Raw genomic sequence first — 11,854 nt, 5'->3', positions numbered from 1 at the left:
GCACTTTAATATAAGAATGCGTCATAAGCCTCTTCACACGGTCTCTTCGGGTTCCCTCTAATCTCGTATGAATGACTACTGATTCCCGGAGAACCTTAACAGGTTGTCTATAGCACGTCGTGAATCAGCCAAAGCCTTGTGCGCCTGGGACATGGACCGTTGAACGATTTCATGGGCTCTCTGTGAGCTGCCTTTTGTCAGATGGGCATCTACGGCTTCCAACTGCATAATCAGGCCAGCAAGACCTTGAGCCAGTGTATCATGCAAATCCCGTGCCATGCGTTGCTGCTCGTTGGCTAACGTAAGCTCTTCTTCTTTTTGATGTGCAAGCTCCAGTTCATTAAGAAAGTTTTGGGTACGAATCCGCGCAATTAGTTTTCAATGTTTCACACTCCCTTAAGATCTCAAAATGCATAACAAAAAAATAACTGTAAGTTCAGCTTAACATTCAACAATCCCTTGGAAAATGAACTTATTGAATGTTCATCTGCGGTAAATTTAAGGTGTAACGGAATCGAAAAAATTCCCTTTAGGAATTCTGAAAGGACAAGTAGATATGCTTGAAGAGATCTTAAGATATGGTTGCAAAAAGGATATCATTTGTAAATATAAAAATTATTGTTATTATAGATAGAGAGTTTCAGTGAAAACTGTGATCTCCAACGAAGCGTAAAGGGAGTGATGATGAATGTTACACATATTAATGGTTAACTTTCCGGCAGAAGGACATGTGAATCCTACGATCGGGATTACGCAAGCTTTTGCGGCACGGGGAGATCAAGTACATTACATTACAACTGAAAAATACAAGGACAGACTCGAAGCCGTTGGAGCAACGGTTCACCTACATCCCGATCTGGTCAGGACTGCTTTCATCAACACCGCTTCTCCAGCCGGATTGAACGCATTTTTGAACATTCATATTCAGACTTCGCTGGACATATTGGCCATTACCCAAAAGTTGTCCGAAAGCATTGATTTTGATTTTGTGTTCTATGATAGATTCGGAGCTGGTGAATTAGTTAGGGATTATTTGAATATTCCCGGTATTGCTTCCTCTCCATCCTTTCTTATTTCGAAGAATCGGATGGCTACCAACCTCTTTCGTACTGATGCTAAAGTACCGTTTCAGCTTGATGAACATGCCACAACCTCGCTGCAGCATATGAAAGAAAGATTCGGTGTTACTCCCGAGCATATGGTGCAATTTATGAACAATTCAGGGGCGCTGAATGTGGTATATACCAGTCGATATTTCCAACCGAATGGTGAACTTTTTGGTGACGAGAATCTTTTTATTGGTCCCAGCTTCCCAGAGCGCAAAGGAGAAAATTCATTTCCCCTGGATGCATTACAAGATAACAAGGTTCTGTATATTTCGATGGGAACGGTTTTAGATCATATTGAAGACTTTTTTAACACCTGTATTGAAGCTTTTGCCGATTTTGAAGGCATCGTCGTGATTGCAGCCGGCGAGAAAGCTGATTTTACGAAAATCAATCCAGTCCCCGAACACTTTATTATCTCGCACTATGTTCCTCAATTGGAGGTATTACGTCATTCAGATGTGTTTATTACTCACGGTGGGATGAACAGCGTGAATGAAGGGATTCACTTCAATGTACCCTTGGTTGTACTGCCCCAGGACAAGGATCAGCCGCTGGTCGCGCAGCGGTTAACGGAACTTCAAGCGGGCTATCGAATAACCAAGGACCATATCAATGCACAATCGTTAAGAGAGGCCGTAGATGAAGTGATGTCGAACGCAGTGTATAAAGAGGGCATACAAAAAATAAATAGCAGCTTCCAGCAATCCGGCGGTACAGAAGAAGCCCTTGCAAAAATTGATGCTTATCTTCAAAAAGAGCTCGCGTAAATCGCGGTTTTTTTTCCTTTTTAGCTAAGACTTTAGATTATATTCATCTAAAGAATACTCAATAAGTTTTAGGGGTTGCTTATTATTTCTGAATATATTGATAGTAGCCAAAAACACTCTCATCAATTGAGAATGTTTTTGGCTACTTTAGTTCCATAACTCTATAACTATCCCTTGCTTAAAGCATGTTCTTAAGAGCAGTTAAATAGATTCCCGTCACTTGCTTGCTAATGCTGGCATTCAGTGCAATGTAGGCATCGAAGATAGACTCAGAACTTCGTTGGTTGATCCCCAATGCGGAGTGCTGAAAGTCATCTTGCCGAGGGCGAGCGGGCTGACGATTAATCCAGATTGGAGTGGATTCGGAATGTGTTAAGTTTCAAGAGAGGATTCCTCTGGTTCGTGAGTCCTCTATCTGTTTAACTCTCGCTTGGCTCCACGATTTCAGCATCCATCCAGGATACTCCACAGGAAGCTTGCTCACCTCATTTAAAGAAAGCAGTTCTTCTTCAGAGAAAAGGATCCTGTCTATCCATCGCTTTTTCATTTTTCGTGTGACATACAAAAAAAAGAGAAACCCAACGTTATGGAAATGACCGGGTTTCTCGACAAGTTGAGTTCCAGATTCTTTACTTGGAACCATTTTTACAAAAGCATTTATTTTGTAATCGTAATTTGTTTGGATGCAGTGCTATAATTCACTTGGTAGCCCGAAAGCTCACTAATGGCTCTTAGTGGAACTAACGTGTAGCCCTTAACAATAATCGGGGCTGTGATGGGAGTTGAGGAATTCCGGGATATATTTAGCTCATATACTACCATCTTGGGATTCTTAATTTGAAGTATCACCTGTTTGCCTTCAGTAGGGCGATTCATAAGGATCCGCTTGGTCCCTCTTTCATAATTCACCTGGTAGCCCACCCGTTCGCTGATAAAACGTAGCGGAACCATCGTCACCCCATTTATGATCTGCGGGGCCTGATCTATCGACATAGCGCGACCATCCACGTAAGCATATTTAGCTCCTGGTGTGAGGGTGAATGAAGTTGCGTATGGGGCAACCGCATTGTTGGAGTACACCGACGCTGAGCCAGAGGTTGTTGTACCTGTATTTGTACTTGTCGTGGTTGATGAACCGCTGGTATTAAACACACGATTGCGAATAGCTTCCAGTCGATCCAGCAGATCACTTTTACGCGACCCGCTTGGCAGATCACTAATTGCGTCTCTGGCAGCACGCCAACTGGATGCACTCAGGTTATTCTCCGCAGTCCTCATCAAATCTCTTGCTTCCTCATAGTCTGATGAACTAGATGACGAAGACGAATAGGAAGTATCCGTACGTTCCGACAAACTCACACCTGAAGATTCCCCTCCATTGCTTTTTACTGCTACTACCTTAATCACATACCAGCGTCCTGCACGCAAATTCGTAATATTGTAGGACTCAGAGGTTGTAGCCCCACGATAGTCATTATCAACATATATTTTCACCCTCTGCGCTTCACTCGGAATATCGTAGGTGATTTTTATCCAGGTTTCATCCTTGCTGTCTACCTCAAGATTGGTTACTTCCGACGTACTGGTGCTCGAATTAGTCGTCGCACTCAGCTTCACGCCAGAGGACAACGCACCTGTGCTCCGCTTGGACCTAATCGTAATTCCATACGACCGAGCTGCTTTCAGGTTCGTGAACGTATATGTCGTTCCTGATGAATCTGTTATCAGTTGCCCATCCAGATATAGACTAACTGTACTAATCCCGCTGGGTCTCGTCCAGGAAATGGATATACTCTGATTACCAACGGACGTCACTGTCGCTCCAGTCACATCTGGCACGGACGAAGTATCGACGGAGACTGTTGGGGTTGTAACTGGAATACTAACCCCCCCAGATACGTTTCCGGATTTATCCACTGTTTTGACCGTTACGGTATAGTTAGTGGAAGCGATCAAGCCACTAAACGTGTAGGACGTACCTAAGGTTCGCTGCACTTCCCTATCATTTAGATAGATAATCGCTTGGCTCAGGTCAGCATCCTTGGGCAAAATGTAATTCACAGTAAAAGCGTTGTAACCCAAATTCGTCGCTGTCAGCCCGCTCACCTCTCCTGGAGGTGTCTTATCTACAGGAACAACAGAAGCCGTTTTGGCCTGTACTGAAGTCCCTTGAGATTCATTTCCGCTCTTATCCACCGTCTGCACGCGAAAGTTATATGTTGTATCAGGCTGTAAGCCGCTCATCATATAAGAATTACTTTTGATGTTATCTACATATACGTCCGTGCTGACGCTGACCTTTACATGGTCAAAATTGGTGTCCGTCGGATTTGTCCAAGACAAGTTCATCTTTGTTGTATCTGCCGGAACCGCTGTCAAATGGCTTACTTCTCCAGGTGCAATACTCACAGCAGCTGTTTGGTTCGCCAACGTTTTTATAATTCTGTTAATATAGGTTCTTTGACCATCTACTTCTGTAAGCGTAGTCACGCCTGTACCCGAACCAACCTTCGCATAGCGCCCTTGACCTGCTAATATGTTTGCATGTGACTGCTCTATACCCGGATTTTTCAAATTCCAGCTATGCTCTTTGGCAGGCAACGCACTCGCCGCTACATCCGTTCCTCCCAAGATGCCATATCCCGTATTCAAAATCAGAGTAACCGTTGCGAACGGAGCCATCCATTGGCGCAATCCCTTCTTTTTCATGATCTGTGCACTCCTTGATAACAATATGTATTTGTCAAACCAGTTGGTAAGATTACAAAATCCTCCTATTGTAATCCAGCCATGTCAGCCTAGCATAAGCAATAGACGTTCATTTAAATGTTATCGGAATATTTAAAGGAAATGTTTAGGCTAATAGTACAAGCTCATGCCCCAAGCCAAGAACTGGACTTGTATACATAAAAAAAGCCGCGCTCAGCGCGGATACTAAAAGATAATTTATGTCTGGTCCAACCTGGTCTAATTAGGTTTTCTCTCCCATCGGAACAATGTACAGTGTTCCATCCTCGCTATACTCCGCATAGGCGATCTCGTCGATATCACCATATCCTTGCTCCCGGACCTTTGCTTTAATCTGCTCCATATCGATTTTCTTGCCCCTCATGGATTCGTTCAGCAGCTTTCCTTTATCAATGACCGTAACGGAAAAGAAATCAGGCTGCACACCTATCCCCATATCCTGAGCGGTTGGCGGCTCGTATTCGGGTTTGCGCATGACTGATAGTGAGCCGTTCGTTTCCAACGTGGCGTACCTGACCTCACGAAGAGAAAAAATATTTTGCTGCCGAAGCATGGAAAGTAACTGTGTATACTCAATATCGTATTTTTCTAGCATTTCTTGATTAACCTTGCCTTTATCGATGAGCAGCACAGTCCGGCCCTCCGCCATATATCCAAATCTTACAAAATGGGTCGTTGCCTTCTCAAAAAAGTAGGACAGCGCGCACCACAGTGCCAAAGCAAACAAAAGCTGCCTAATGCTCACCTTATCGTCGTATAGTGCATTCCCCACAATTTCGCTTAAAACCAATGACGTTAAAAAATCGAGCGGTGTTAACTGACTAAGGGTTTTCCGCCCTGTAATAAAAGCAATAATCCACAAACCAAAAAAGCTGATGATCAATTTGACACCAATCGTGACGAATACCTCCATACATACACCTCCCGGCAAGAAGTTATTTCTCCTTACGGGTTATTACACCTGTCCATTTCTATATAAACAGTGGTTCATTTCACCTTCTATACTCTTGTGTTCAGAATATCCGCTCTAATGCGCGCACCCTACCGTACTGGAGCACATCGTCCGGCGTTACCGCGAACAGCATATTAAGTAGCTCGATCTGAAAGCTTCCTGGTCCTTCCCCACCTTTTCGTTCTGCTGCCATTTCAGCAGCAACGCCATATACGGCAAGTGCTGCCATGCCAGCAGTAAGTCTGTCGTTTTCGACAGCAGCGAAAGCGCCCAGCACCGAAGTTAATAGGCAACCAGCTCCCGTAACTTTGGTAAGCATGCTATGGCCATTCTCAATGATCCACCCTATACGGCCGTCGGTAATGACGTCTTCTTTGCCGGTGATTGCAACAATCGTATTCAGTTGATGGGCTGCTTTGACTGCAAGTTGTGAAATATTCAAATTGCCTGTTTCTCCAGCATCGACACCTTTAATTTGTATGTCTTCGCCAATGATTTGTGCAATTTCAGCAGCGTTACCGCGAACAATATCCACCTTGACCCGATCCAGAATCCGGAGAGCGGAGGCTGTGCGGAATGGGGTCGCTCCCGCGCCCACGGGATCTAACAGCACAGGTACCCCATGTTCATTAGCCGATAAACCAGCCATAATCATGGACTCTACAAGTTCTTCATTTAACGTACCAATGTTAAGTACAAGCGCCCCCGCAATTCGGGCCATATCTGCGACTTCCTCTTTGGCGTATGCCATTACTGGTGAAGCGCCGAGCGCGAGCAGTCCGTTTGCCGTAAAATTGGTGACGACCACATTGGTTATATTGTGAACGAGCGGATTCGTATCCCGCATATTTTGTAGCAACAAAGCCATTTGATCTAACATAAAAAAACCAACCCTCTTTCTTCAGGAACCTGTGAAAGACTGTTGGCCTATACATATGTATACACTTATATCCCTACGCTGGCATTATCCAACAGGTTCACACGGTCTACGACGGCTTAGTCGTACTCTCAGCTTGCTTCCACAGGCTCCCGTTATATTTTTTTCTAATGTTACGGGTTCGTCATACAAAAATCAATAGATATTTTGATCATGTAAAAAACGTTTGGAGGTTTGCTTTTGGACCCATCTATTGTTTCTTCTACTATATTGTTCCAAAACCATACTACAAAAATACAGGGTGATTCCGAAGTATGGGGCAATCTCATTAAGGATTCTCCTCTCTCCGGTATTTCTTATTCATTGCCCGCTTACAACAACCGCATTGAAAGGAACATCATCCTTCGTTCAATCAATTCAGGGATTCGCGTTTCACGTAATTTAGAGCACCCAATTTCATTAGGCAGTCGATACCATGGATTAGAGATTATGTACAATAAGATTTGGGATACCCGCTTTTTTGGCATTGAACTGGATCAGCTTTCTAACCATATTAACGTGATGTTCAGCAATCTAGTATTCATTTAAATGAAATCATATCCAAGGGAAATGGGGATTTTGGTATTCAGGTCACGAAAGAAACCTCTCATAATCGAGTGTATTTTAATCGAGTTTTAGGGACTTATGTTCAGCAGCCCTTATGGATTGAGGGCAATAATTTCGGGAAATAATATTGCCCTACCCATTCTGAGGTTCAAGTCGGACTACAGCTCCTTAACGACTTTTTACGAGAAGCTGGATCGCTTCCTTAACAAGTTTATCTGTATCTCCACCAGCCTCTTGTTCTTCCAATATACAACGTTGCAGATTTTCTGCCACGATCTGGGCAATCGCTTTATCGGATGCGTTGCGTACGGCGGATAACTGGCTTACTACGTCCTTACAGGATTGTCCCTCATCCATTAAACGAAGCACCCCACGCACCTGACCCTCAATTCTTCTCAGGCGTGTTTTCAGTTCATCACTATAATTGTAATCCATCAGGTATACACTCCTTTTTGATTTAATCATATACATGTATAGGTATATTATAAACCAAAAAAATAATAAGGACATCCTAAATGAATAGATTTACCTTACCCTGCGAAGCATCCCCCAGATAGGCAGCTACTCCGGCATATTCCAAACCGTCCATCAGCTCTTCCTGTTGTAGTCCTAGTAGATCCATGGTCATGGTACAGGCCACCAGCTTGATCCCCTGTTCTTGCGCCAGCTCGATAAGCTGCGGAAGGGAAAGCGCATTATGCTTTTTCATGACATGCTTGATCATCTGCGGGCCGAGTCCTGCAAAATTCATTTTGGACAATGCAAGCTTTTGGGGTCCACGCGGCATCATCCAGCCAAAGGCTTTTTCGAGTAGCCCCTTATTCGTGCGTACGAGTTCTTCCTTACGCAGCGTGTTTAGCCCCCAAAACGTAAAGAAGATGGTCACTTCATAGTCGTAAGCTGCCGCACCATTCGCGATAATAAATGCGGCGATAGCCTTATCCAGCTCCCCGCTAAATAAAACGATAGTTGTTTTTTGCTGAGTCTGTTCCAGATTCATCCTGTAATCTCCTTTTTCACTGCAACTTTGTTATTTAAAATCCTAATATGGAACTCCAAATTTTAATGGCAGTAAGAAGGATCAACACCACTAAACTGTATCGCAAAATAACCGGGTTCATTTTCAAGTTCCATTTGGAGCCTAGAGGTGCGCCGATCAAACTTCCCAATACCGTAAAAACAGTTACGATAACCGGAATATGCCCCGTTGATATTTTGCCAATGACACCGCCAATGGCGGAAATGAACACAATAGCGAGGGAGGATGCGATGGTCGTACGGGTAGGAATCTTGAGCACGGTTAACATAATAGGAATTAAAATGAATGCTCCTCCTGCGCCCACAACGCCTGATATGATACCGACCAAAAAGGCAAAACTCACCGCAATCCATTTGTTAAACGTAATTTCGCTTGTGGATTGTTCAGGCTTCCCTTTATTTAGTAAAAGCATCAGGACAACGGCGATCATCGCCAGCACGCCATAAATGATATTGATCACTTGTTCGTCCAGAAAATGAGACACTGATCCGCTGATCAGGCTTCCCAACAGAATACTTATGCCCATATACAAGACAAGGTCCTTATGCACAAGGGAAGGTTCTCCTTTTTTACTGCGAAAGGCTAATACTCCCGCTAATGAAGCAAAGAAGACCTGAAACATGCTTATCGTGGACACTTCTTGTGCTGAAAAATGTGCTATGCCCAAGCCAGTCGGGACAAAAAGTAATAACGGATAATTGATAATGGCTCCGCCGATACCCAGCAAACCCGAAAAGAATGATCCGATCAGACCCAGAAGCACCATGCCTCCATACAGGAGAATATCCATCATGCACCCACTTTAGTTGTCATGTACGGCACAGCGGTTAGGTCCCATTTCCATGTCTCGCTGTTCTTCTTCCGTAGGTGTTATTTTTCCCATGTTGATCTGCCGAATTTCTTGATAGGCGTTAGGGTGTTCTGGTAAGTTAACAGTTACTCTATTTCTGAATTCAGTCTCACTTTGCAGGTTTAAACCCGGATTCGTCTGGTAAAGCTCTGCTAATCGTGCGTGAACGTTACCGTCTTCACCCAGCTCCGTGATGCTGCCAAAATGCGCAGGAAGTACGATCAAATCTTCCGGCAAATCCTTGTAACGGGTATAAAGTGTGGTGTGCAGGTCGCCAACCCAATCATCCGCTTTCCCCGCCAAATCTGGACGGCCAATGGATTGAATGAACAAAATGTCTCCGGTCAGCAGATATTGCTGATCCACAATGAGGGATGTGCTGCCGATGGTGTGACCAGGAGAGTAAATCGGCTGGATGTTAATCGTTGTGTTACCAACCGTAATGGCATGACCATCTTCCAGCTTGGCATAATCAAAGGTCAGCTCTTCAGCGTCTTTGGATGGCAGCCAATAGGTTGCCCCTACGCTCTCCGCCAGCTTTTTGCCTCCCGAAATATGATCTGCATGTAGATGAGTGTCTATCGTATGTGTGATTAGGGCTCCTTTTTCGCGGGCAAATTGTTCGTAAATATCCGTCATCCGCAGTGTATCCACGACAGCCGCTTCTCCGTCAGAAATGATCATGTAGGAAAGACAGCCTTTGCCGATTCGAACGAATTGATACAGTTCACCGCCATTCTGTAGTTCAGCGACTTTGACGGGCTCCAGATATTCACTCCAGCTTTTCATTCCTCCTTGAAGGTAAAATAGTTGGCTGCGCCTGGCTTCAACCAGTTGTTCCGCGACAAATATAGAAGACCCTTCCTTGGCGCAGATGACTAGCACTGGTTTATTCTCCGGAATTTGCTCCAGTACATGGTCAACGCCATCCAGCAAATCAAAATACGGAAGGTTGATAATCTCAATCTGTTCGCCTTCCACCTTCCAATTGTTAAAATCACTCTCGTTGCGGACATCTACAATAAAGAGACGTTCTTGATTCAAAATGATTTTGGTCAATTCCTGCGCTGTCATGGTGTTGATTTCTGTTGTGGTATTCATATGGATTCGCTCCCTTCAGTCGCACCTGTCCAGGCGGATATGCCTAAAAGCACATTTTTGACGTTTTGGGCGCCTTTGGCTGCTAATTGCTGGCAGGCCAGGTCACTACGGATTCCGGTACGGCAAATCACTACGATTTCTTCATCTAAATTTAGCTCACCGAGTCTGCTTTCCAGATCTCCGAGAGGAATAGATTTTGAGCCGGGGATGCGTTTGAAAGCAAATTCTGCGGGCTCACGGACATCGAGCAACATTATTTTCTCGTTTGCGGACAGTTTCGTCTGTAATTCTTCATGGCTTATCGTCCATGGAAAGCTTTGTTCTTCCTTCACTTCATCGGGATTAGATTTACGTAAATAATGCTGCATCACATCTCCCGATTGAAGAGTGCCTAAATATTGATGTCCGGTGTTTTGGGCCCAGCTCTGTAAATCGGCTAATGAGCCTTTGTCCGTGGCTTGAATTTCAATAACCTGCCCGGCATTGAGCTCATTCATGGCTTTTTTCGTTTTGACAATGGGCATGGGGCAAGCAAGTCCTTTGCAATTCAGAATTTGATCTGCTTGGATGTTAGTTGATGACATTGTACATACCTCCGCTTATTTTTTTGAGGGGAATGTAATCTAAAATTTTCATTATACATATACCCCTATGGGTATTAGAATAACGAAGCATACTCTCCTTGTCAACCTATTTGGTTGTTTGTGTTCACAGGCGCACGAACGAGTATACCTGATATAGTCAAAGTAAAAAAAGAAAAAAGCCGCATAGAACGCGACTTTCATTGCTTGGAAGTATATTTTCTGATGAAGCCCCATCATAGATTTTATTGACGTTTCTTCAAAGCCAGTATTGTATCCGTTATACCTGTTTCAAAAGATGTCTTGGGTATAGGGCCTACAACACGCTCGTATTTGCTACCATCCAGCACAACAGGTGTTTGAGTCAGATATAGCATCTCTACGATTTCACGAATCACCGGATCAAATAATCCGATTAGACAGAGTGCGGTTTTTCGCAGTGGAAAGACAGGTTTAGTTTTACCACTTGCTTTTTGTGCAATATGCACAAGCTTTTTGCCGGAAATCACACCCGCTCCTGGTATGTTCCAATTTTGACCGTATGCTTCTTCCCGGCTGGCTAATTCCACGATCATCACTGCCGCATCGGGCAGATACACATATTCGCGTGGGACATTCAAGCCTCCTATGAAAATAGCCGGTTTTCCAGCAGCCACGGCCTCCATAGTTAATCCTAAATAAGAGGATTTGTTGGCGGTAGGTCCGTAATAATCAGGCAATCTTGCAATCATAGGCCGTGCATGATCCCAGCGGGAACTGAATATAAGCTTTTCAAATTCCAGCTTGACTTTTCCCTTGCGGGTATGTGGTTTTTTGGGATGTTCCTCATTCACCAATGGGGTCAATGCCTTGCCGTACGGATAAATTCCGTCAATGATGACTATTTTCTTGCCTAATCTATGGGCCGCCTCCATGACGGATTCCCCCAAAGGAAGCTGGCGTGTCTCCATTTCGTGATATGGAACAGCCGCACATTGGAAAATGACATCTGCATCCTTAACCGCGTCACTAACCTGATTCGCATCGAATACATCGCCTTTATAAACTGACAGATGCTTTGGCTGACCCAATGACGCTTGTAATTGCTGGAGCTTATCTGAAGAACGGCCAAAGGCGATGGTTTCAATGCCTCTATTGAGAAGTTCATGTAGAATTGCCGAACCAGTTCCTCCGGTTGCACCTAATACGATTGCTTTTTTCATTGTGAACACTCCTTAAATAGAA

General features: G+C 44.2%; 11 protein-coding genes, 1 pseudogene and 1 riboswitch. Of the genes and pseudogenes, 2 read left to right on the top strand and 10 right to left on the bottom strand.

The annotated features are described in order from the left end of the window. Positions 1-99: 99 nt before the first annotated feature. Positions 100-369: pseudogene (locus tag ACWXW9_RS02415) on the bottom strand (histidine kinase); the annotation flags it as partial. Positions 370-688: 319 nt separating this feature from the next. Between ACWXW9_RS02415 and ACWXW9_RS02410 the strand changes: the two are divergent. Continuing rightward, entirely contained in the window at positions 689-1,876 is a 1,188-nt protein-coding gene (locus ACWXW9_RS02410; RefSeq protein WP_494928103.1) for a macrolide family glycosyltransferase, read from the top strand. 657 nt (positions 1,877-2,533) lie between these two features. On the opposite strand, the gene ACWXW9_RS02405 is transcribed toward ACWXW9_RS02410, so the two are convergent. From ACWXW9_RS02405 to thiM, 3 genes are all read right to left on the bottom strand, one after another. Next, the gene (locus ACWXW9_RS02405) at positions 2,534-4,585 is read right to left on the bottom strand and encodes a fibronectin type III domain-containing protein (RefSeq protein WP_494928102.1); all 2,052 of its coding nucleotides are present in this window, start codon (positions 4,583-4,585) and stop codon (positions 2,534-2,536) included. Positions 4,586-4,847: 262 nt separating this feature from the next. Beyond that, complete coding sequence (locus ACWXW9_RS02400; RefSeq protein WP_494928101.1) at positions 4,848-5,537, bottom strand: YetF domain-containing protein; 690 nt, start codon at positions 5,535-5,537, stop codon at positions 4,848-4,850. 100 nt (positions 5,538-5,637) lie between these two features. Beyond that, on the bottom strand, positions 5,638-6,456 hold the full coding sequence (thiM, locus tag ACWXW9_RS02395; RefSeq protein ID WP_494928100.1) for a hydroxyethylthiazole kinase: 819 nt from the start codon (positions 6,454-6,456) through the stop codon (positions 5,638-5,640). Positions 6,457-6,509: 53 nt separating this feature from the next. Further along, a riboswitch (TPP riboswitch) is annotated at positions 6,510-6,619 on the bottom strand. A 74-nt stretch (positions 6,620-6,693) separates the two neighbouring features. On the opposite strand from thiM, the gene ACWXW9_RS02390 reads away from it, so the two are divergent. Then, positions 6,694-7,041 (top strand): hypothetical protein, encoded by a 348-nt coding sequence (locus ACWXW9_RS02390; RefSeq protein ID WP_494928099.1) that lies wholly within the window; start codon positions 6,694-6,696, stop codon positions 7,039-7,041. Between the two features lie 186 nt (positions 7,042-7,227). On the opposite strand, the gene ACWXW9_RS02385 is transcribed toward ACWXW9_RS02390, so the two are convergent. From ACWXW9_RS02385 to ACWXW9_RS02360, 6 genes are all read right to left on the bottom strand, one after another. Then, positions 7,228-7,494: a metal-sensitive transcriptional regulator gene (locus ACWXW9_RS02385; RefSeq protein ID WP_044645886.1), complete on the bottom strand. Its 267-nt coding sequence runs from the start codon at positions 7,492-7,494 to the stop codon at positions 7,228-7,230. A gap of 76 nt (positions 7,495-7,570) precedes the next feature. Then, positions 7,571-8,059 (bottom strand): DsrE/DsrF/DrsH-like family protein, encoded by a 489-nt coding sequence (locus ACWXW9_RS02380; protein WP_494928098.1) that lies wholly within the window; start codon positions 8,057-8,059, stop codon positions 7,571-7,573. Between the two features lie 34 nt (positions 8,060-8,093). Further along, entirely contained in the window at positions 8,094-8,888 is a 795-nt protein-coding gene (locus tag ACWXW9_RS02375; RefSeq protein WP_494928163.1) for a sulfite exporter TauE/SafE family protein, read from the bottom strand. Positions 8,889-8,900: 12 nt separating this feature from the next. Then, complete coding sequence (locus tag ACWXW9_RS02370) at positions 8,901-10,049, bottom strand: MBL fold metallo-hydrolase (protein WP_494928097.1); 1,149 nt, start codon at positions 10,047-10,049, stop codon at positions 8,901-8,903. Beyond that, entirely contained in the window at positions 10,046-10,633 is a 588-nt protein-coding gene (locus ACWXW9_RS02365; protein ID WP_494928096.1) for a sulfurtransferase TusA family protein, read from the bottom strand. Before ACWXW9_RS02365 ends, ACWXW9_RS02370 begins: the two co-directional genes overlap by 4 nt. A 242-nt stretch (positions 10,634-10,875) precedes the next feature. Then, complete coding sequence (locus tag ACWXW9_RS02360; RefSeq protein ID WP_494928095.1) at positions 10,876-11,832, bottom strand: SDR family NAD(P)-dependent oxidoreductase; 957 nt, start codon at positions 11,830-11,832, stop codon at positions 10,876-10,878. Between the last annotated feature and the right edge of the window lie 22 nt (positions 11,833-11,854).

The sequence above is a fragment of the Paenibacillus sp. LT-B23 genome (assembly GCF_059417685.1).
The sequence above is the reverse complement of the archived record's forward strand: the minus strand, read 5'-3'. Positions and strand labels throughout refer to the sequence as shown.

Bases quoted from the DNA above. Each gene is read 5' to 3' on its own strand.
- ACWXW9_RS02410 (WP_494928103.1), top strand. From the start codon at position 689: ATGTTACACATATTAATGGTTAACTTTCCGGCAGAAGGACATGTGAAT.
- ACWXW9_RS02405 (WP_494928102.1), bottom strand. From the start codon at position 4,585: ATGAAAAAGAAGGGATTGCGCCAATGGATGGCTCCGTTCGCAACGGTT.
- ACWXW9_RS02400 (WP_494928101.1), bottom strand. From the start codon at position 5,537: ATGGAGGTATTCGTCACGATTGGTGTCAAATTGATCATCAGCTTTTTT.
- thiM (WP_494928100.1), bottom strand. From the start codon at position 6,456: ATGTTAGATCAAATGGCTTTGTTGCTACAAAATATGCGGGATACGAAT.
- ACWXW9_RS02385 (WP_044645886.1), bottom strand. From the start codon at position 7,494: ATGGATTACAATTATAGTGATGAACTGAAAACACGCCTGAGAAGAATT.
- ACWXW9_RS02380 (WP_494928098.1), bottom strand. From the start codon at position 8,059: ATGAATCTGGAACAGACTCAGCAAAAAACAACTATCGTTTTATTTAGC.
- ACWXW9_RS02375 (WP_494928163.1), bottom strand. From the start codon at position 8,888: ATGGATATTCTCCTGTATGGAGGCATGGTGCTTCTGGGTCTGATCGGA.
- ACWXW9_RS02370 (WP_494928097.1), bottom strand. From the start codon at position 10,049: ATGAATACCACAACAGAAATCAACACCATGACAGCGCAGGAATTGACC.
- ACWXW9_RS02365 (WP_494928096.1), bottom strand. From the start codon at position 10,633: ATGTCATCAACTAACATCCAAGCAGATCAAATTCTGAATTGCAAAGGA.
- ACWXW9_RS02360 (WP_494928095.1), bottom strand. From the start codon at position 11,832: ATGAAAAAAGCAATCGTATTAGGTGCAACCGGAGGAACTGGTTCGGCA.